The organism is Brachybacterium sp. AOP3-A1-3 (genome assembly GCF_052378285.1).
Lineage (GTDB): Bacteria > Actinomycetota > Actinomycetes > Actinomycetales > Dermabacteraceae > Brachybacterium.
Genome location: NZ_JBQSXM010000002.1, coordinates 139,510 through 158,296, shown reverse-complemented (window position 1 = coordinate 158,296; position 18,787 = coordinate 139,510). Strand labels below are relative to the sequence as shown.

Annotated in this window: 17 protein-coding genes and 1 pseudogene; 5 read left to right on the top strand and 13 right to left on the bottom strand. The window is 71.1% G+C overall.

What is annotated here, in order from left to right:
• Window position 1: 1 nt before the first annotated feature.
• The 4 genes from obgE to ACT3T5_RS03475 all read right to left on the bottom strand — a co-directional run bounded on the left by obgE (window position 2) and on the right by ACT3T5_RS03475 (window position 5,544).
• On the bottom strand, window positions 2-1,537 hold the full coding sequence (gene obgE, locus ACT3T5_RS03490) for a GTPase ObgE (RefSeq protein WP_444577629.1): 1,536 nt from the start codon (window positions 1,535-1,537) through the stop codon (window positions 2-4).
• A gap of 97 nt (window positions 1,538-1,634) precedes the next feature.
• Window positions 1,635-1,889, bottom strand: coding sequence for a 50S ribosomal protein L27 (gene rpmA, locus ACT3T5_RS03485; protein WP_444577630.1), 255 nt, complete (start codon window positions 1,887-1,889; stop codon window positions 1,635-1,637).
• A gap of 39 nt (window positions 1,890-1,928) precedes the next feature.
• The gene (gene rplU / locus ACT3T5_RS03480; protein WP_193115982.1) at window positions 1,929-2,237 is read right to left on the bottom strand and encodes a 50S ribosomal protein L21; all 309 of its coding nucleotides are present in this window, start codon (window positions 2,235-2,237) and stop codon (window positions 1,929-1,931) included.
• Between the two features lie 289 nt (window positions 2,238-2,526).
• Window positions 2,527-5,544, bottom strand: coding sequence for an Rne/Rng family ribonuclease (locus tag ACT3T5_RS03475; protein ID WP_444577632.1), 3,018 nt, complete (start codon window positions 5,542-5,544; stop codon window positions 2,527-2,529).
• Window positions 5,545-5,922: 378 nt separating this feature from the next.
• On the opposite strand from ACT3T5_RS03475, the gene ACT3T5_RS03470 reads away from it, so the two are divergent.
• The 5 genes from ACT3T5_RS03470 to ACT3T5_RS03450 are packed head-to-tail and all read left to right on the top strand — an operon-like array spanning window position 5,923 to window position 13,230.
• Window positions 5,923-7,479 carry a cytochrome ubiquinol oxidase subunit I gene (locus ACT3T5_RS03470; protein WP_443350482.1) on the top strand — a complete coding sequence of 519 codons (1,557 nt, stop codon included), beginning with the start codon at window positions 5,923-5,925 and terminating at the stop codon, window positions 7,477-7,479.
• A 19-nt stretch (window positions 7,480-7,498) separates the two neighbouring features.
• Window positions 7,499-8,581 (top strand): cytochrome d ubiquinol oxidase subunit II, encoded by a 1,083-nt coding sequence (gene cydB, locus ACT3T5_RS03465; protein WP_443350484.1) that lies wholly within the window; start codon window positions 7,499-7,501, stop codon window positions 8,579-8,581.
• Window positions 8,582-8,594: 13 nt separating this feature from the next.
• The gene (gene cydD, locus ACT3T5_RS03460) at window positions 8,595-10,286 is read left to right on the top strand and encodes a thiol reductant ABC exporter subunit CydD (protein WP_444577634.1); all 1,692 of its coding nucleotides are present in this window, start codon (window positions 8,595-8,597) and stop codon (window positions 10,284-10,286) included.
• Window positions 10,283-12,040 (top strand): thiol reductant ABC exporter subunit CydC, encoded by a 1,758-nt coding sequence (cydC, locus tag ACT3T5_RS03455; RefSeq protein WP_444593627.1) that lies wholly within the window; start codon window positions 10,283-10,285, stop codon window positions 12,038-12,040. Before cydD ends, cydC begins: the two co-directional genes overlap by 4 nt.
• On the top strand, window positions 12,037-13,230 hold the full coding sequence (locus tag ACT3T5_RS03450) for a sensor histidine kinase (protein WP_444593626.1): 1,194 nt from the start codon (window positions 12,037-12,039) through the stop codon (window positions 13,228-13,230). Before cydC ends, ACT3T5_RS03450 begins: the two co-directional genes overlap by 4 nt.
• Before the next feature lie 54 nt (window positions 13,231-13,284).
• On the opposite strand, the gene ACT3T5_RS03445 is transcribed toward ACT3T5_RS03450, so the two are convergent.
• From ACT3T5_RS03445 to ACT3T5_RS03405, 9 genes and pseudogenes are all read right to left on the bottom strand, one after another.
• Complete coding sequence (locus tag ACT3T5_RS03445; RefSeq protein WP_444577803.1) at window positions 13,285-13,872, bottom strand: response regulator transcription factor; 588 nt, start codon at window positions 13,870-13,872, stop codon at window positions 13,285-13,287.
• Window positions 13,873-13,990: 118 nt separating this feature from the next.
• Entirely contained in the window at window positions 13,991-14,935 is a 945-nt protein-coding gene (mutM, locus tag ACT3T5_RS03440) for a bifunctional DNA-formamidopyrimidine glycosylase/DNA-(apurinic or apyrimidinic site) lyase (RefSeq protein WP_444593625.1), read from the bottom strand.
• Between the two features lie 4 nt (window positions 14,936-14,939).
• Complete coding sequence (gene rnc, locus ACT3T5_RS03435; protein WP_444593624.1) at window positions 14,940-15,692, bottom strand: ribonuclease III; 753 nt, start codon at window positions 15,690-15,692, stop codon at window positions 14,940-14,942.
• A complete protein-coding gene (locus ACT3T5_RS03430; protein ID WP_444577642.1) occupies window positions 15,692-16,300 on the bottom strand; it encodes a YceD family protein in 609 nt (202 codons plus the stop codon). Before ACT3T5_RS03430 ends, rnc begins: the two co-directional genes overlap by 1 nt.
• Window positions 16,301-16,333: 33 nt before the next feature.
• Window positions 16,334-16,825 carry a pantetheine-phosphate adenylyltransferase gene (coaD, locus tag ACT3T5_RS03425; protein ID WP_444577643.1) on the bottom strand — a complete coding sequence of 164 codons (492 nt, stop codon included), beginning with the start codon at window positions 16,823-16,825 and terminating at the stop codon, window positions 16,334-16,336.
• 40 nt (window positions 16,826-16,865) lie between these two features.
• Window positions 16,866-17,246: a DUF3224 domain-containing protein gene (locus tag ACT3T5_RS03420; protein ID WP_444577644.1), complete on the bottom strand. Its 381-nt coding sequence runs from the start codon at window positions 17,244-17,246 to the stop codon at window positions 16,866-16,868.
• Between the two features lie 91 nt (window positions 17,247-17,337).
• Window positions 17,338-17,742, bottom strand: coding sequence for a GNAT family N-acetyltransferase (locus ACT3T5_RS03415; protein ID WP_444593623.1), 405 nt, complete (start codon window positions 17,740-17,742; stop codon window positions 17,338-17,340).
• A pseudogene (locus tag ACT3T5_RS03410) lies at window positions 17,667-17,909 on the bottom strand (GNAT family N-acetyltransferase); the annotation flags it as partial. The pseudogene ACT3T5_RS03410 and the gene ACT3T5_RS03415, both read right to left, overlap by 76 nt.
• 15 nt (window positions 17,910-17,924) lie before the next feature.
• Complete coding sequence (locus ACT3T5_RS03405) at window positions 17,925-18,692, bottom strand: SDR family oxidoreductase (protein ID WP_444577648.1); 768 nt, start codon at window positions 18,690-18,692, stop codon at window positions 17,925-17,927.
• Window positions 18,693-18,787 lie beyond the last annotated feature (95 nt).

Genomic DNA, 18,787 nt, shown 5'->3' with positions numbered 1-18,787 from the left:
TTCAGGCGTTCCTGTCGTCCTTCGCCGGGTCGGCCCAGTGGCCGGCGCGGCGTTCGGCATCCATCGCCGCGATGCGCTTCATGCGGGCATCGGTGCGGGCCCGCTGGTCCTCGCGCTTCTCCTCACGAGTGGCGCGATGGTTGTCCTCGAGCCGCTTGTCGGTGCCACGGCGACCCAGCAGCAGCTCCGCGCCGCCCACCATCGTCGGCTCCCAGTCGAACACGACCGCATCGTTCCCCGGGCCGATCAGCACGGTCGATCCGGAGACAGCCCCGGCCTTGAAGAGTTCGTCCTCGGCGCCCAGCTTGGCGAGACGATCTGCGAGGAAGCCCACGGCCTCGTCGTTGGTGAAGTCGGTCTGCCGCACCCAGCGCTCGGGCTTGTCGCCCTGCACCCGGAAGGCGGTCGATCCCTCGTACTCCTCCTTGACCACGCGGAAGCCCTTCGCATCGACCGCACGCGGGGTGATGACGATCGGGGCGGCGACGGGCTCGGGCAGCTGGGCACGAGCCTGCTCGACGAGCTCACCGAGCACGAAGGACAGCTCGCGCAGGCCCTTGTGGGAGAGCGCGGAGACGTCCAGCACGGGCACGTCCCGCTCCACGAGACGCTCACGGACCATGTCCGCCATCTCGGTGCCGTCGGGAAGATCGGTCTTGTTGAGCACGATCACCGAGGGGCGCTCCATGAGCGGCACCCGGGTCTCCGTCTCCTCGTCGAGCCCGGCGGCGTAGGTGGCCAGCTCGTTCTCGATCGTCTCGAGGTCGGTGAAGGGATCGCGATCCGACTCCAGGGCCGCCGCGTCGAGCACGTGCACGAGCACGTGGCAGCGCTCGATGTGCCGCAGGAAGTCCAGGCCGAGACCCTTGCCCTGGCTCGCGCCCGGGATCAGGCCGGGCACGTCGGCGACCGTGTAGCGGAAGTCGCCGGCCTCGACCACGCCGAGGTTCGGCACGAGCGTGGTGAACGGGTAGTCCGCGATCTTGGGGCGTGCGGCGCTCATCGCCGCGATCAGCGAGGACTTGCCGGCGCTGGGGAACCCGACCAGGGCCACATCGGCCACGGTCTTGAGCTCGAGCACGAGGGTGCGCTCCTCGCCGGGCTCGCCGAGCAGGGCGAAGCCGGGGGCCTTGCGCTGGGTGGAGGCCAGTGCCGCGTTGCCGAGGCCGCCGGTGCCGCCGCGGGCCGCCGTGAAGCGGGTGCCGATGCCGACCATGTCGATGAGCACCGTGCCGTCGGCCTCCATGACGACGGTGCCGTCGGGCACGGGCAGCACGAGGTCCTCGCCGTAGGCGCCGTGGCGCAGGTCGCCCTTGCCGAATCCACCGCTGGTGGCCTTCTGATGGGGCTTGTGGTGATAGCTCAGCAGGGTCGTGGTCGACGCATCGACCTCGAGGATGACGTCACCGCCGCGACCGCCGTTGGCTCCGTCCGGGCCGGCCAGCGGCTTGAACTTCTCGCGGCGGATGGACGCGGCGCCGTGCCCGCCCGATCCTGCGGCGACCTGCAGCTCGACGCGATCGACGAACGTGGCCATGGGGTTCCTCCAGGAGGTGTTGAGATATGCGTCGAGGGGCGGAGCGTCGGCTCCGCCCCTCGAAGGCAGCTGGTGCCCCGGTTCCCGGGGCGAGCGATCAGACCGTCTCGACGATGCTGACCACGCGACGGTCGCGCTTGCGACCGAACTCGACGGTGCCCGCGGTGAGCGCGAACAGCGTGTCGTCGTTCCCGCGACCCACACCGTCACCGGGGTGGATGCTGGTGCCGCGCTGGCGCACGATGATCTCGCCCGCGCCGACGGTCTGGCCGCCGAAGCGCTTGACGCCGAGGCGCTGGGCGTTGGAGTCACGCCCGTTCTTGGAGGAGCTGACGCCCTTCTTTGATGCCATCTGGAATCAATATCCTTCTGTCGTGTTCGAAGGGATCGCTCAGGCGATGCCCGTGATCTTCAGCCGAGTGAGCTCCTGGCGGTGGCCCTGGCGCTTCTTGTACCCGGTCTTGTTCTTGTAGCGGAGGATCCGGATCTTCTCGCCGCGGAGGTCCTCGACCTTCTCGGCGGAGACCTTCACCTTGGCGAGGTCGGACTGCGCGGAGGTGATCTTGTCACCATCAACCAGCAGCACGGGAGCGAGATCGATGCTGTCGCCCGCCTCGCCTGCCACGCGGTTGATCACGATGGTGTCACCGACCGACACCTTCTCCTGACGACCGCCTGCGCGGACGATTGCGTACACCACGTCACTGCTCCATCTTGTCATTCGAACTCTGCACTTGAGTCATGCACCCTGCTCGGTGATCCGCGGACCTGCGACCGTCAACCGGCCCTGCACTCCCCGGAGGGTGTTCAGGCGGGAGATGCGGTCGCGCGGGTGTCACCAGGAACATGACTGCGGCACGTTTTGCGCCAGGGAACAGCTTACGATCCCCAGCACCTGAGGTCAACCACCAGAGGCCGTCCGACCTGCGAGAACGCCGTCACATCCTGTGGAACACATCACGCGGAGGCGCTCCTGTCCCGCCCGCACCTCATTCTGGCGAAGAAGTGTCCCGCTCCTGCTCCTGCTCGGGCTGCGGCGAGGTCCCGGAGGATACGACCTCACCGTCGACCGTCACCTCGGGCTGCGCGCTGCTGCTCGAGGCCGCGGCGATCGAGGCGATGGTGGCGCGGGCGAGGGCTCGGCTGTCCGCATCGCCCTCGAGGCGGTGGACGTCCGCGGCGGACTCGTCCGAGACCGCCTCGTCGGCCCCGTTCTCCTCCGTGGAGGAGCCGCTGCGCGTTCGGCGCCCACGTCGCTTGGACGACTTCGAGGACTCGTCCCCGTGGCCCCCGGGGTTGCCACCGCCGCCGTTCCCGCCGTTCGAGCTCCCGCCGCCGTTGCCGCCGTTGCCGCCGTTGCCGCCGTGACCGTGGTGATCGCCATCGATGTCGACGACGAGGCCGCGGCCGTTGCAGTGCTCGCACGAGGTGGAGAAGGTCTCGACGAGGCCCTGGCCCACGCGCTTGCGGGTCATCTGCACGAGACCGAGCGAGGTCACCTCGGCGACCTGGTGCTTGGTCCGGTCCCGGCCCAGGCACTCGACCAGGCGACGCAGCACGAGATCGCGGTTGGACTCCAGCACCATGTCGATGAAGTCGATGACGATGATGCCGCCGATGTCGCGCAGCCGCAGCTGGCGCACGATCTCCTCGGCCGATTCGAGGTTGTTCTTGGTGACGGTCTCCTCGAGGGAGCCGCCGGAGCCGGTGAACTTGCCGGTGTTCACGTCGACCACGGTCATGGCCTCGGTGCGGTCGATGACCAGCGAGCCGCCGGAGGGCAGGTAGACCTTGCGGTCCATCGCCTTGAGCAGCTGCTCGTCGATGCGGTGCTTGGCGAAGACGTCCTTGTCCGACACGTGCCGGGTGACGCGCTCGAGGAGGTCGGGCGCGACATCCGAGACGTACTCGTGGACGTCGTCGTAGACCTTGTTCCCCTCGACGATCAGCGAGGTGAAGTCCTCGTTGAAGACGTCGCGGACCACCTTGATGGCGATGTCCGGCTCCTGGGAGAGGGCGACCGGGGCGTTCTTCGCCTTCTGGGCCTTCTGGATCTTCTCCCACTGGGCGCGCAGGCGCTCGACGTCGTGGGTCAGCTCCTGCTCGCTCGCACCCTCCGACGCGGTGCGCACGATGACGCCCGCGTCCTCGGGGATGATCTGGCGCATGATCTTCTTCAGGCGGGTGCGCTCGTTGTCGGGCAGCTTGCGGGAGATGCCGGTCATGGAGCCGCCGGGCACGAACACGACATAACGGCCGGGCAGGGAGATCTGGCTGGTCAGCCGGGCGCCCTTGTGGCCGATCGGGTCCTTGGTGACCTGAACCAGGACCGGGTCGCCGCTCTTGAGCGCGAGCTCGATGCGGCGCGGCTGGCCCTCGAGGCCCACCGCGTCCCAGTTGACCTCGCCGGCGTAGAGCACGGCGTTGCGGCCCTTGCCGATGTCGACGAACGCGGCCTCCATCGAGGGCAGCACGTTCTGGACCTTGCCCAGGTACACGTTGCCGACCATCGAGGTCTGGGCCTTCTGCGCGACATAGTGCTCGACCAGCACGTCGTCCTCGAGGACGGCGATCTGGGTGCGGCCGGCGCGCTCGCGCACGACCATGGAGCGCTTGACGGACTCCCGGCGCGCGAGGAACTCGGCCTCGGTGATGACGTTGCGACGGCGACCGTTGTCGCGTCCCTCGCGGCGGCGCTGGCGCTTGGCCTCGAGGCGGGTCGAGCCCTTGACGGCCTTGACCTCGTCGCGCGCCTCGCGGACCTTGACGACCGTGTTGGGCGGATCGTCCGACGTCGAGGTCGACGCGGACGACGAGTCGTCGCTGCCGGAACCGGAGCGACGACGACGGCGGCGACGGCGGGAGCTCGACGAGCCCGAGGAGCTGCTGTCCGACCCGTCGGAGCCGTCCTCCCCCGTGCTCTCGTCCCGACCCTCGGTGGAGTCCTCGTCCTGGGGCCTGTCGTCCGCATCCGGGGCGTCGTGGTCGTCCGAGCTCTCGTCCTCGTCGTCCCCGCGGCCACGACCGCGACGACCGCGGCCACCGCGGCGGCGACGACGGCGGGAGCTCGAGGAGCGCTCGTCGTCCGCATCGGAGTCGGAGTCCTCGTCCTCGGACGAGTCGGAGTCGGAGTCGTCCTCGGTGTCGTCGCTGTCGTCCTGGGACGAGCCACGACGCGAGGAGCGGCGCGAACGGCTGCGTCGCGAGCGCGAGCGACCGGACTGCTCCTCGTCGCTGCGCTCGGACGAGTCCTGCTCGTCCTGCTCCTCGGTGTCGTCCTCGGTGTCGCCGTCGGCGTCCTCGAACGAGATGGCCCTGCCGCCGACCGGGGCGTCCTGCGGGCCCACGGTCGTGCGGGACTGGGGGGTGGGTGCCTGGAAGAGGAGCGAGGCGAAGTCCATCTGGACCTGCTCGCGACGTCGGGCCCGATCATCGGACTCGGTCTCCTGAGCGGGGGCCTCGTCCGTGCCGCGGGCCGAGGCGAGGGCGCGCAGATCTCCGGCCACCGGGCCGTCGTGGTCCGCAGGGGTCTCCTCCGCGGGATGCGGGGCCTCCGGCTGCTTCTCGTCGGACTGCGCGTCGTCGCTCTGCCGGGCCTCGGGCGCCCGAGTGGCGCGGCGGCGGGTGGAGCGCCTCCGGGTCGTGGGCTCCTGAGTCTCAGGGTCCTGTGCCGCCTCGGGCTCCTGGGCTTCCGACGCTGCGGTCGTGGGGGCCTCGACGGCCGGCTCCTCGACGACGGGCTCCGCGACGGGGATCACCGGGGCGCCGGCGGGCGCTCCGGCGCGACGGCGCGGTCGCTTCGTGGTGGTCGTGGGTGCCGGATCGGCGGGGGCGTCGCTCTGCTGGGCGACGATCGTGCGCGGGGCGGAGGTCTCCGTCTGCTCCGGCGTCGCAGCCGGGGTCGGCGCCCCGGCAGGGGCTCCGGCCCGGCGACGACGTCGCGCGGGAGCGGTGGTGGGGGTCGAGTCCGACGTGTCGTTCTCGGGATTATGGGTGCTGTCAGCCATGCGGCCGTCTCCTTCTGAAGGAACCAGCGCACCCTGGCCCCGAATGGTCATCGTCCCTGGGGACGGAAGTCTCAGGCCCTCGCCGTCGCGCAGCTCCCTGGAAGGAAGCGCTGCGATGCCGATCGCGGAAGCACAGCGGTCGCGGTCAGACGCGTTGCCGGTGCTCCGACGTGACGACGCCGGGAGGTTCCCCCACCCGGTACGGAGCAGGAGAGTGCCGCGGTCAGTATGGCACAGGACGCACTTCGGGACCTGTGCGACATGCCCCGTCCGTCACGATCCGACCGGCGCCCAGGCGGAGGGAGGACCATGGTCCTGATGGACCCTGCAGGAACCGCATAGGTTCTCCAGCAGCGTGTCGCTCTCCCAGGAGGTTCGATGGAAGCCCTCGACATCGCACGGTGGCAGTTCGGCATCACCACCGTGTACCACTTCATCTTCGTGCCGCTCACGATCGGCCTGTCGTTGCTCGTCGCCGTCATGCAGACCAGGGCGGTGTTCTCCAAGGACCCCGCCCGCAAGGATGCCTGGACGCGGATGACCAAGTTCTTCGGCTCCCTGCTGATCGTGAACTTCGGCATCGGCATCGCCACGGGCATCGTGCAGGAGTTCCAGTTCGGCATGAACTGGTCGGAGTACGCCCGCTACGTCGGGGACGTCTTCGGGGCCCCGCTCGCCCTCGAGGGGCTCGCGGCGTTCTTCCTCGAATCGGTCTTCCTGGGGCTGTGGATCTTCGGCTGGGGCAAGCTGCCCGAGAAGATCCACCTGCTCACGATCTGGGCCGTCGCGCTGGGCACCACGGCGTCGGCCTACTTCATCGTCGCCGCGAACTCGTTCATGCAGCACCCCGTCGGCGCGATGCTGAACCCCGAGACCGGACGCGCCGAGCTGGATCCCTCCCAGGGCTCGATCTTCGCGGTGCTCACGAACGTCACCACGATGGCCGCGTTCCCCCACGTGGTCTCCGGCGCCTGGCTGGTGGCGGCAGCCTTCGTCACCGGCGTCGCCTCCTGGCACATGGTGCGCCACCACAACAAGGCTCGCGAGAACGGCCTGGAGACGGCAGAGGGCGCGGACCACCACCACGCCGCTCGGGACCTGTTCCGGCCCGTCGTGCGCTTCGGCGTCATCGCCATGTTCGTCTCCGCCGCCGTGCTGGTTGTCTCCGGCGACTTCCAGGCCCAGATCATGTTCAAGCAGCAGCCGATGAAGATGGCGTCGGCCGAAGCCCTGTGCGAGACGGAGACGGGGGCCTCCTTCTCGATCCTCGCCGTCGGTGGCCCGGATGCCTTCTCCACCGACTGCGACGGCGTCACCCACCTCATCTCGGTGCCGTACGTGACGTCGTTCCTGGCCACCCACACCTTCGATGCGGAGCTGCAGGGCGTCGACGACCTCAACGCCCAGTACAAGGAGCAGTTCGGCGAGACCGTCACAGACATCCACGGCGACGAGCTCACCGCCGACTACCGCCCCAACCTCTTCGTCACCTACTGGTCCTTCCGCCTCATGATGGGCCTGGCCGCCTTCAGCGGCATCCTCGCCCTCTGGGCGCTGTGGGTCACCCGTGGCAAGGGCGACAGCGCGCGCACCACCGGATCGAAGCTCTTCCAGTGGTTCGCCGTGCTGTCCATCCCGATGCCGTTCTTCGCGAACTCCGCCGGCTGGGTCTTCACGGAGATGGGCCGCCAGCCCTGGGTGGTGCACCCCAATCCCGACGACCCGACGATCCGTCTGATGACCACGCAGGCCGTCTCCAGCCATCCCGCCTGGATGGTCGCGACCAGCCTGATCGCCTTCACCCTCGTCTACGGGGTGCTCGCGGTGGTCTGGTTCCAGATGATGCGCAAGGCCGCCCTGAAGGGCGTGCCCCTGCCCCGGCGCGACCCGGAGACGGACGAGCTCGACACGCCGACCCTCTCCTTCGACTACTGAGAAGGGAACCGATCAGATCATGGACGCCATGCTCGATCCCACGGTCCTGCAGACCCTGTGGTTCGGCCTCATCGCCTTCTTCTTCCTCGCCTACTTCGTGCTCGAGGGCTTCGACTTCGGCGTGCAGATGAACGTGGCGACCTTCTGGCGCCGCGGCTCGCGCACCCGCGGCACGGTCCTGGAGACCGTCGGCCCCGTCTGGGACGGCAACGAGGTCTTCCTGATCACCGGCGGCGCCCTGCTGTTCGCCGCCTTCCCCGAGTGGTACGCGACGCTGTTCTCCGGCTTCTACCTCGCCCTGCTGCTCCTGCTGCTGGTGCTCATCGTGCGCGTGTGCGCCTTCAAGTGGCGCGGCAAGGTGGACAGCGAGCGGTGGCGGACCAGCTGGGACATCGTCCACGTGATCGGCGGCTTCGCCCCGGCTCTGCTGTGGGGCGTCGCCTTCGGCAACATCGTGGCTGGGGTGGGGATCGATCAGAACCACTGGGTGACGACCTCCCTGCTGGGGCTGCTGAACCCCTTCGCCCTGCTGGGCGGGGTGGTGTTCGTGCTGCTGTTCTGGCTGCACGGCACCCTGTACCTCACCCTCAAGGTCACCGGCACCCTGCGCGAGGACGCGAACCGCCTCGCCGGGATCCTGGTGTGGCCCACCATCGTCGCCGGCGCCGCGTTCCTGCTCTGGTACCAGCTGGCGCACTCGCATTCCACCTGGACCTGGATCCCGCTGGTGCTCGCCGCCCTCGCCCTCGTGGCCGTGGTGCCCCTGAACCGGCTGCGGCGCGAGGGGCTCGCCTTCACGGCGACGACGACCGCGATCAGCGGAGCCGTGGTCACCCTGTTCGGCGGGCTGTTCCCGTACGTGCTGCCCTCGACCGGCGATCCCGCCAACTCGCTGACCGTCGCCAATGCCTCCTCCACCGAGCACACGCTCACCGTGATGCTGGTGGCCCTGGCGATCCTGCTCCCGCTCGTGCTCGCCTACACCGCCTGGGCGTACCGGGTGTTCCGCCACCGGATCAGCGACGAGGACTCCCCGATCCCCGGCTCCGAGCTGCTGGAGAAGGCCAAGAAGGGCTACCGCGAGGCGTTCGAGCAGGAGTGAGGGACGGCAGCCGATGACCCCCACCGCCCCGGCCCCTCCGCGAGCAGCCCGGACCCGACGCGCGCCGGTGGATCCCCGCCTGCTGCGCGAGGTGCGCTCGGCCCGCAGACATCTGGTGCGCACGGTCGCGCTCGGTCTCGTGCAGGCCGCCTGCGTCATCGCCACCGCACTGGTGATCGCGCGGCTCGGCGCGCAGCTGCTCGAGCATCGACAGCTCCCCCAGGACGCCCCCGTCCTGCTGCTGGCCCTGCTCGCGGCCCTCGCGGTGCGGGCCGGTGCTGTGCTCGTCGAGCAGCGCACCGCGCACCGCGCCGCGACCGAGGCGATCGGGGACCTGCGCGGCCGGATCGTCGCGCACGCCGCGACCCTGGGGCCGCGCGGGGGTGCCGGCCGCGGCGCGGACCTCACGACCCTGGCCACCACCGGGATCGAGAGGCTGCGGCCCTATCTCGTGGGCTACGTGCCGCAGCTGATGCTCGCCGTGACCGTGACGCCGCTGTGCCTGCTCACGATCGGGATCCTCGACCCCCTCAGCGCGGTCATCGCCGTGATCACCCTGCCGCTGGTGCCGCTGTTCATGATCCTGGTGGGGAAGATGACCGTGGGCCGCTCCGAGGTGCTCCTGGCGGACATGCGCACCCTGTGGTCGCAGCTGCTCGACCTGGTCGACGGCCTGCCCACCCTGCGAGCACTGGGACGCGAGAGGGGCCCGGAGAAGATCGTGCGCACCCTCGGGGATCGGCACCGGGCCTCCGCGATCGGCTCGCTGAAGTTCGCCTTCCTCTCCTCCATGGTGCTCGAGCTGCTCGCCACCCTGTGCGTCGCCCTGATCGCGGTGAGCATCGGCATGCGTCTGGTCTACGGGGAGATGGACCTCGCCCCGGCGCTGGCCGTGCTCGTGCTGGCACCGGAGATCTACCTGCCGTTGCGCAACGTCGGCTCCCAGTACCACGCCTCCACCGACGGGCTCGCCGCGGTGGGCGCCGCCTTCGAGGTGCTCGACGAAGTCCCTCCGGCCGACGGGGAGATCCCGGCCCCCGATCTGCGCACCTCCCACCTCGCCCTGCGCGGGGTCTCGGTGCTCTCCCGCGACGGCAGCGCCCCGCACCGGGCCGATCTCGAGCTGCGGCCCGGCCGGGTCCTCGCTCTCACCGGAGCCTCGGGCGCCGGGAAGACCACGGCGGTCCAGGTCCTGCTGGGGCTGCTCGACGCCGACGGCGGCCACGCCGAGGTCGTCGATTCCCAGGGCGTCGCGACCGACGTCCGCAACCTCGACCGGCGCACCCTCTGGGACCAGGTGGCGCTGCTCCCCCAGCGCCCCGTGCTCCCGCCCGGGACGATCCGCTCCGTGCTGGAGTCGGCGCGCCCCGGGGCCACGGACGCGGAGCTCGAGGAGGTCGCCGCGGCGACCGGCCTCGGGACGGTGATCGCCCAGCGGGGCTGGTCCGCGGATCTCGGCCGCGCCGGCCGGGGGCTCTCCCTCGGCGAGCGGCAGCGGCTCGCCCTGGCCCGGGCGCTGCTGTCCCCGACGCCGCTGGTGGTGCTCGACGAGCCCACCGCCCACCTCGACGGAGCGACGGAGGACCTCGTGCTCGATCTGATCCGCACCCTGCGCGCCCAGGGCCGCACGGTGCTCGTCGTCGCCCACCGCTCCCGGCTGGTCGACGTCGCCGACGACGTCGTCGTGGTGGAGGCCGCGTCATGAGCGCCGCTCCCACTCCCCTGCGCCGCGCCGAGCGCGCTCTGGAGATCCCTCGTGGTCGCCTGCTCGCGGCGCTGCTCGCGGCGTGCGCGACCCTCGCCTCCGCCTTCGCGCTCGCCGCCGTCTCCGCCTACCTCGTGGCCCGGGCCTGGACCATGCCGCCCGTTCTCGACCTCACGGTGGCCGTGGTGATGGTGCGCGCCCTCGGCGTCTCCCGCGGCGTGTTCCGCTGGCTGGACCGCATGCTCGCCCACGACGTCGCCCTGCGCGGGGTGGTCTCCCTGCGCACCAACCTGTTCACGACCCTCGCGGCTCGCACGGACGACGCTCTGACCCGGCTGCGCCGCGGGGATCTCCTCGCCCGCCTCGGGGACGACGCCCAGGAGCTCGGCGACCACGTCGTCAAGGCGCTCCTGCCGGCGCTGGTCGCCATGGTGATGACCGTCGTGGTGCTCCTGACGATCCTCCCGCTGTCGCTGCTGGCGGCAGGCTCGATGCTGCTGGCCCTGGCGCTCGCGAGCGTGCTGGCGCCGCTGGCCGCCTATCGCGGCGCGCGGATCGCGGAGCAGGCCGTGCTCACCACCCGCTCCGGGGTGAGCGCGAGCGCGCTGGAGATCCTCGACGACGCGACGTCCCTGCGGGTGGACGGCCGCCTCGAGGCGGCGCTGGCAGAGTTGGATTCGCGCCAGCGCGATCACGACGCAGCCATCGATCGGGCGGCGCTGCCGGCGGCGGTGGCGTCGGCCGCGGTGCCGGCGGCCATGGTGCTCGCCATCGCCGGGTCGCTGCTCGCCGCGGGAGCGGCGTGGACCGACGGCGGCGCCTCTGCCGGACAGATCGGCGTGCTCCTGCTGCTGCCGCTGTCGTCCTTCGAAGCGGCCACCGCCCTGCCCGCCGCGGCCGCCCAGTACGCCCGCTCTCGCGCCGCCGCGGAGCGTCTCGCCGAGCTGGCCGGGACCGCCTCGCCCCTCGCACCCGCCGCAGAAGTGCGACGTGGCGACCGATCCGGGGCCGAGCATCGATCGTCAGAGGGCAGTTCCGGGGCGTCGGACGCGGCCGCAACGGCGACAGGCCCTGGAGTCGCGCATCTGCGGGCGACGGGGCTCAGCGCCGGCTGGAGCGCCGGGTCGCCGTGCGTGCAGGGGCTGGACCTGGACCTGCCGCCGGGCTCGCGGCTCGCGGTGGTCGGGCCCTCTGGCAGCGGGAAGTCGACGCTGCTGGCCACCCTCGCCGGGCTGCTCGAGCCGCTCGCGGGGCAGGTGGAGCTCGACAGCGGAGAACCATTGCGCTCCGACGTCGTGATGTTCGCCGAGGACGCTCACGTGTTCGCCACCACGCTGCGGGAGAACCTGCGGGTGGTGCGCGGCGATCTCGAGGACTCCACAGCCACCGCTGCGCTCGCGGCGGTGGGCCTCGACGACTGGGTTCGAACCTTGCCCCACGGGCTGGATGCTCCCCTGGGCCCCGACGGGACCACGGTCTCCGGTGGGGAGCGCCGCCGCCTGCTGCTCGCCCGCGCAGTGATCCGCGGGGGCCCTGTACTGCTCCTGGACGAGCCCACCGAGCATCTGGACACCGCACGCGGCGATGCCCTTCTGCGCGCCCTGCTGGATCCTGCCGACGACTCGCTCGTGCCCGCCTCGAGCAGCGTCGTGGTCGTCACCCACCGTCCCGAGGCGATCCCCGCCGGCACAAGGGTGCTGCAGATCGGGGAGAATGCTCGGCATCCCGGGAGCCACCAGGAGGAGAGCAGATGACGTCGACCGCCCCGCCGCCCCGGCCCGACCGGCCGCGGCTGCAGGACCTCACCGGCGCCGTCCTCGCGGGCGGCGATACCGAGGACCTGCTGACCTTCCTGGTCCGTACGGCCCGCACCGATCTCGACGCCCGCAGCGCCGTGCTCGTGCTCCCGACGGAGCCGGGCAACTGGGCCTTCGAGCTCGTCGACGGGCCCGACGCCGCGGACCTGCTGGGAAGCACCCTCGCTCTGAACTCCCCCGCAGGCCGTGCGCTCGAGGACGCCGATGCCGCCTCCCTCGAGCTGATCGGCACGCTCCGGGTCGCCGGGCAGGAGCATCCCGCGCTGATCGCGATGGTCGACGCCGCGGAGCACGGCTCCGGCTTCCTCGCCGTGCTGCAGAGGCCGACGACGGATCCTTCAGGATCTGCGACGGGGACTCCGGCTGCTGCGCCGAGAACTCCCGGGTCCGCCGGACTCTTCACCGTCGCGGACCGGGAGCGGCTCGACGCCCTGGCCTCCCTGGTGGAGCTCACGATCCGGGTTCCCACACTCCGGGTCTCCGGAGAGCTCGACGACGAGCGCAGCCGGATCGCCCGCGATCTGCACGACCTCGCGATCCAGGAGCTGTTCGCCGTCGGCATGGAGCTCGAGGCCCTCACCGAGGCGCTGGCCGGGCCGGGTGAACCGCCCTCGAACACCCGTATCCGCACCTCCGTCGCCGCCTCCGTCCAGGGGGTGGAGAACGCTGTGGCCCAGATCCGGCAGATCGTCCAGTCGCTGCGGCGTGAACGGCTCGAGGCGACGCTGACCGAGCAGCTGCGCCACGAGGTGGGGCTGGCCACCGCCGGGCTGGGCTTCGTCCCGGCGCTGCGCCTGCCCCCGCATCCCGCGGAGATGGACGCCGAGGTGCCCTCGGAGATCGCCGAGGACGTGGTCGCCGTGGTACGGGAATGCCTCGCCAACGCCGCGCGCCACGCGCACGCGAGCGCTGTCGCCGTCTCGGTGAGCCTCTTCTCCGAGGGGGTGGATCGGGTGGTGCAGGTCAACGTCTCGGACAACGGGCGCGGGATCGACCCCACGGTGACGCGTCGCAGCGGGCTCGCGAACATGTCGAGCCGGGCGCGGCGCCACTCCGGCTGGGTCGACGCGATCAGCCTCCTGCCGGGCACCATGATCTTCTGGCGGGTGACGCTCCCGGCGAGGTGATGCCGACGTGGCGTGGCACCGGAGAGGCATGACGATGACCCTCCGGCGCGCGAGCTACTTCCAGCCGGCGCGGCGGCGGGCCGCGACCATCGCGGCGACCTGGGTGCGACGCTGCATGCCCAGGGTCTGCAGGATGACCGTGACGCGGTTCTTGACGGTCTTCTCGGCGATGCCGAGCTCGTCGGCGATCTCGCGGTTGGAGTGCCCGTCCCCGATGAGGTCGACGATGCGTCGGTCGGAGTCGGAGAGCTCCTGCTCCTCGGTGACGTGGTCCGCGGGCCAGACGGTGCGGCCGGCGTGCACCGCACGGATCGAGTCGGCGATCTCCTGAGAGCGGGCGGACTTCAGGATCAGCCCCGCGGCGCCCGCGGCCCGCGACTCCCGCAGCGCCGCGTCGTCGTCGAAGCTCGTGAGCACCAGCATCGCCTGCTCCGGGTCGATCTCCCGCGCCGACCGCATGACCTCGATGCCCGTGCCGTCGGGCAGCTGCAGGTCCACGACCAGCACGTCGGGCCGGATCGCCGGCAGCCGTCGACTCGCCTCGGCGACCGAGGACGCCTCGCCGACCACGCTCAGATCGCTCTGCGCGTCGATGACCGTGACGATCCCGCGACGGACCACCTCGTGGTCGTCCACCAGCATCACGCGGACCGCTGCGGGCTCGGGTTCGTTCGTCGTCGTCGTCACCGGACGTCCTTCCTGGGCGGGGCTACTTCGGATGAGCTGCTCGGCTCGTTCTGCGCGGATCGTGCTGCTCGGATCATCGTGGCGACCGCTGGCACCGGGGGCAGTAATGGCTGCTGCGTCCCTGGTGGAGCGCTCGTCTGAGCACAGTGCCGCACCGCTGGCAGGGCTCCCCGTCGCGACCGTAGGCGCTGAGCGAACGGGCGAAGTACCCGCTGCGGCCCTCGACGTTCACGTACAGCGCGTCGAAGCTCGTCCCGCCCACCTCGAGCGCGCGTTCCATGACCTCGCGGGCCGCGCGCAGCAGCTCGAGGACCTTGCGCTGGGTGAGCTGCCCTCCCGGGGTGTCGAAGCGGACGCGGGCCGCCCACAGCGCCTCGTCGGCGTAGATGTTGCCGATCCCGCTGACCAGGTCCTGGGCGAGCAGCAGAGATTTCACGCCGGCCCGACGGGAGCGGATCGTGCGCGCGATGGCAGGGAGGTCCGCCGCAGGATCCAGCAGGTCCCGGGCGATGCCGGCCGCGGAGGCGGGGAGCAGGGAGTCCGGGCTGCCCTGCCCGGCCAGGGCGCCATCAGACGTCGGGGCCAGGGGGCTGGTCCACAGGCCGCCGAACAGACGCTGGTCGACGAGGTCGATCGCGGCGCCGTCATCGAGGTGGAGGGTGAGACGACGATGGCGCAGCGGATCGGGGGCGGGCCCTTCGGAAGGGGTCGCGACGGGGAGCGCGACGATCGGGGCGGGATCCCGCAGGCGCAGCTGGCCGCTCATGCCGAGGTGGCCGATGAGGGCCTCGCCGGTGTCGTGTCCGTCCTCGTCGGCCAGTCGCCACCACAGGAACTTCCCGCGCCGTGCGACAGCGGTCAGCCGGGTGCCGGTCAGGGCACCACGCAGACGGTCCGCCCCGCCGACCTGACGGCGGATGATCCGGGCGTCGAGGATCTCGACGGACTCGATGATCCGACCCACGGTGCGCGGTTCCAGGCCGCGACGGACGACCTCGACCTCAGGCAGCTCGGGCATGGCCTCAGCCCCGTGGGATGAGGGTCTCGCCGCGCTCGGCGAGCACCGTGCGCACTGCGCTCTGGGCCGCGGCGAGCTCGGCCTCCTTCTTGGACGGGCCCTCCCCGTTCGCGGTGACGATGCCCTCGACGGTCACGGTCGCGGTGAACATCTTCTCGTGCTCGAGCCCCTCCTCGGTGATCCGGTAGCTGGGGCTGACGCCCCCGGTCGCCGCGATCTCCTGCAGGCGGGACTTGAAGTCGTAGCTCGTCTCGAGGAACTCGTCGGAGTCCAGCAGGGGCCTCATGAGGTCCAGCACGAAGCGACGCGAGACGTCCTGCCCGAGGGCCAGGTGCACGGCGCCGATGACGGCCTCCGTGGTGTCGGCGAGGATCGACGCCTTGGCCCGTCCCCCGGTGAGGTCCTCCCCGCGGCCGAGCTTCACGTAGGCGCCGAGGTCGAGCTGGGAGGCGATCACGGCGAGCGCCCGGGTGCTGACGGTGGCGGCGCGACGGCGGGCGAGGTCCCCCTCGGGCAGCGTGGGATGGATCGTGTACAGCTGCTCGGTGACGGCCAGCTGGAGCACCGCGTCGCCGAGGAACTCGAGGCGCTCGTTGTGCGGGATCTCGTCGTGCTCGTACGAGTAGGAGCGGTGGGTCAAGGAGAGATCCAGCAGACCCGACTCCTGCAGATCCGCCGCCTGCGCACCGTCCAGCGGCAGCTTCGCCAGCAGGCCCGCGGGATCGGAGGCCTCGGTCGAGCGGCGCCTGCGCGCCATCAGCGCCCCTCGCCCTCGGTGGGCGCGTCCTGACCCTCGGAGGCTGCGGTGTCCGTGGACTCGTCGAACAGGCCCTGCAGCGCCGCGAAGCGATCATCGATCACGTCGTGGTGGTGGTCGGGATCGTCCTCCATGCGGAAGCCGCACTGACCGCACAGGCCCGGGCAGTCCTCACGGCACAGCGGACGCTCCTCGGCCGCCATCGCGAGCGCATCACGCACCAGCGGGCCCAGGTCGACGTCGTCGCCCGTGAGCATGGTGGTGTCCTCGCGCTCGTCGGCCTTCACCTTCTCGGGGAACATGTACAGCTCGTCGAGGCGCGCGGCGACGTCCTGCTCGACGGGGTCCAGGCATCGCGAGCACTCGCCCTCGAGGTGGGCGGTGACGGTGCCGTGGACGTAGACCCCTTCGACGACGGACTCGAGCTCGATCTCCACGGCGAGGTCCTCGCCCTCGGGGACCTGCATCGCGAGTCCGCCGACCTCCCGGGCGGGGGCGGTGAGGGTGCGCTCGACGCGACGGTGGGAGCCGACGTTGCCGACGAGGTCGACCGCGTCGAAGAGCAGGTCCTTGTCGAGGGGAGAGGCGGAGGCGGGATCGGAAGACATGGTGAGGCGGTCCTGTTCAGGTCGTGGGGTCGTTCAGGATACGGGCGCGGCGGCCCGGAGCGCGTCCAGCGAGGCGGGCGGGAGCATGTCGGAGACATCACCGCCGAGGGAGTGGACCTCGCGCACCAGGGACGAGGAGATATGGGAGTACGAGGAATCCGTGAGCAGGAAGACGGTGTCCGTCCCGGCGAGGTGCTGGTTCATGCGTGCCATGGGCTCCTCGTACGCGAGATCGAGCTGCGAGCGCAGGCCCCGCACGACCGCACCGGCGCCGACGTCGCGGCAGAAGTCGACCAGCAGCCCCGTGGGCAGGGTGCGGACCTCGACCGCGTCGCCCAGGCCGTCGGCCTGTGCCACGGCGTCGATCGTGGAGGTGCGGGTCTCGAGGTCCAGGAGCCCCTTCTTGGACGGGTTGTGCGAGACGGCGATGATCACGTGGTGCCCGAGCGCGACAGCCCGACGGGTGAGGTCGAGATGCCCCAGGGTGAAGGGGTCGAACGAGCCGGGCAGGACGACGATGCTCATGCCGCCACTGTAGTGCGTGCGCCGTGGATGTCCGGCAGTGTCATGCCAGCTCGAGGGCCACGTGGTGGGTGCCGTCGTCATCGATGCGTTCGATGCCCAGAGCGCCCCGGAGGCCGGAGAGCTCGCCGGTCCCTGACCCGGGGGCGATCACGTACTCCAGGGTGGGCTCGCCGTCGGCCATGGTGCCCAGCTGATGGAAGGTGACGGTGCCCCGCCGGCCGTCGAGCACGCCGTCGAACCGCTCGAGCGCGATGTACCCGGCGTTGCCGGTCACGGGGTCGCCGGAGGTCAGCATGAGACCTGTGCTCGTGCCCTCGAGGTCCCCCGTCCAGGTCTTGCTGAGGTCGAAGCGGTCATCCGCCGCGGGCAGGGGCTCCCCGGGGAGCAGGTCGACGGTGAAGGTCGCGCTGAGTCGCATCATGGCACCAGTCTCTCAGGATCGCGGGCCGCGTAGCGAGAGGGAGTCTGACCGGTGATGGTGCGGAAGTCACGGACGACATGGGCCTGAGCGCTCAGGCCCTGTGGGCGCGGTGCTCGCGGGCGAGGATCGCGAAGGACATCCCGTCCAGCCAGCGGCCGCTGCGGTGCAGGGACTCCTCGACGAAGACTCCCTCGCAGCGCATGCCGATCTTCTCCATGACGCGGCGCGAGGCGAAGTTCTCGGCGAAGCAGGAGGCCTCGACCCGGCGCACGCCGAGGCCGTCAACCGCGAGGTCGAGCAGGGCGGCGGCGAACTCGGTGCCCAGCCCCGGCCCTGCACGGCGGGGTCGAGCACCCAGCCGAGCTCGGCCTGCTGCCCGCGGGCCTGCCGGACCATGTCGGCCTGGGACCAGGCGTCCTGCAGCGACACCTTGCCGTCGGCGATGATCCGACCGTCCAGGATGCCGACGACGCTGGAGGCGAGCGAGTTCGCCCACCACTGCTGGTGGTCCTCGAGGCTGGCGCTCAGCGTGGTGGTCCACTCCTGGACCTCCGGCAGCCGGTACCAGGGCCAGACGGCGTCGGCGTCCTCCGGGCGGGCCGGGCGCAGCTCGAGTCGGTCGGTGCGGACGGGCCAGTCGAGATCGGTGAGCGCGAGGGTCATCGGCCCATCCTAGGATCACGCACGGGCGTGAGGATCGCTCCTGTTCAGGGCCGCGACCACCTGGGGGTAATCGCCGCGGGCCTCGGCCCCGCGCAGGAACTCGACCTGCTGCACCCTGATCTCGGTCGCCTCCGGCCGGTCCTCCAGGAGACTCATCACCTCGTCGACGAAGTCCTCAAGGGGCATCGCCGTTTCGCTGGTGGCCTGCCCGGGCATGAGGTCCGTGCGCACCGCCGGCGGGATCAGCTCGAGGACCTCGACCGCAGTGCCGGCGAGCTGCAACCGCAGCGACTCCGAGAGCATGTGGATCGCGGCCTTGGTGGCGTTGTAGGTGGGGGTGGGGCGCAGGGGGATGAAGGCGAGGCCCGAGGAGACAGTCATGATCGTCGCCGAGGGCTGCGCGAGCAGATGCTCCATGAACGCGGCGATGAGGCGGATCGGCCCGAGCAGGTTCGTGGTCACGGTGGCCTCGGCGGTGGGCAGGAACTCGGCAGGGTCCGTCCAGTCCTCGGCGCGCATGATGCCGGCCATGGTGATGAGCACGTCGAGATCGGGGTGCTCGGCGAGCACGGTGCGCGCGGCGGCCTCGATGCTGCCCGAGTCGGCGGTGTCCACGCGGACGGTGTCGATACCGGGGTGCTCCGCGGCGACGCTCTCGAGCAGCTCCGTGCGGCGCCCGCCCACGATGACCTGGTTCCCCTTCTCCTGCAGGCGCAGGGCGAGGGCGAGTCCGATGCCGCTGGTGGCGCCGGGAAGGAAGATGGTGTGTCCGGTGATGTCCATGGGGTCGAGACTGCTCCCCCGGCGAGGCGCTCACCAGAGTCCGGATATCGGGGGATCACCGATCCCTGGCAGCCGGGCGGCGTGAGGTCGATACT

Excerpts from the sequence above, each read along its gene's own strand:
- obgE (WP_444577629.1), bottom strand. The coding sequence starts at position 1,537 with ATGGCCACGTTCGTCGATCGCGTCGAGCTGCAGGTCGCCGCAGGATCG.
- rpmA (WP_444577630.1), bottom strand. The coding sequence starts at position 1,889 with ATGGCATCAAAGAAGGGCGTCAGCTCCTCCAAGAACGGGCGTGACTCC.
- ACT3T5_RS03475 (WP_444577632.1), bottom strand. The coding sequence starts at position 5,544 with ATGGCTGACAGCACCCATAATCCCGAGAACGACACGTCGGACTCGACC.
- ACT3T5_RS03470 (WP_443350482.1), top strand. The coding sequence starts at position 5,923 with ATGGAAGCCCTCGACATCGCACGGTGGCAGTTCGGCATCACCACCGTG.
- cydB (WP_443350484.1), top strand. The coding sequence starts at position 7,499 with ATGGACGCCATGCTCGATCCCACGGTCCTGCAGACCCTGTGGTTCGGC.
- cydD (WP_444577634.1), top strand. The coding sequence starts at position 8,595 with ATGACCCCCACCGCCCCGGCCCCTCCGCGAGCAGCCCGGACCCGACGC.
- cydC (WP_444593627.1), top strand. The coding sequence starts at position 10,283 with ATGAGCGCCGCTCCCACTCCCCTGCGCCGCGCCGAGCGCGCTCTGGAG.
- ACT3T5_RS03450 (WP_444593626.1), top strand. The coding sequence starts at position 12,037 with ATGACGTCGACCGCCCCGCCGCCCCGGCCCGACCGGCCGCGGCTGCAG.
- ACT3T5_RS03445 (WP_444577803.1), bottom strand. The coding sequence starts at position 13,872 with ATGCTGGTGGACGACCACGAGGTGGTCCGTCGCGGGATCGTCACGGTC.
- mutM (WP_444593625.1), bottom strand. The coding sequence starts at position 14,935 with ATGCCCGAGCTGCCTGAGGTCGAGGTCGTCCGTCGCGGCCTGGAACCG.
- rnc (WP_444593624.1), bottom strand. The coding sequence starts at position 15,692 with ATGGCGCGCAGGCGCCGCTCGACCGAGGCCTCCGATCCCGCGGGCCTG.
- ACT3T5_RS03430 (WP_444577642.1), bottom strand. The coding sequence starts at position 16,300 with ATGTCTTCCGATCCCGCCTCCGCCTCTCCCCTCGACAAGGACCTGCTC.
- coaD (WP_444577643.1), bottom strand. The coding sequence starts at position 16,825 with ATGAGCATCGTCGTCCTGCCCGGCTCGTTCGACCCCTTCACCCTGGGG.
- ACT3T5_RS03420 (WP_444577644.1), bottom strand. The coding sequence starts at position 17,246 with ATGATGCGACTCAGCGCGACCTTCACCGTCGACCTGCTCCCCGGGGAG.
- ACT3T5_RS03405 (WP_444577648.1), bottom strand. The coding sequence starts at position 18,692 with ATGGACATCACCGGACACACCATCTTCCTTCCCGGCGCCACCAGCGGC.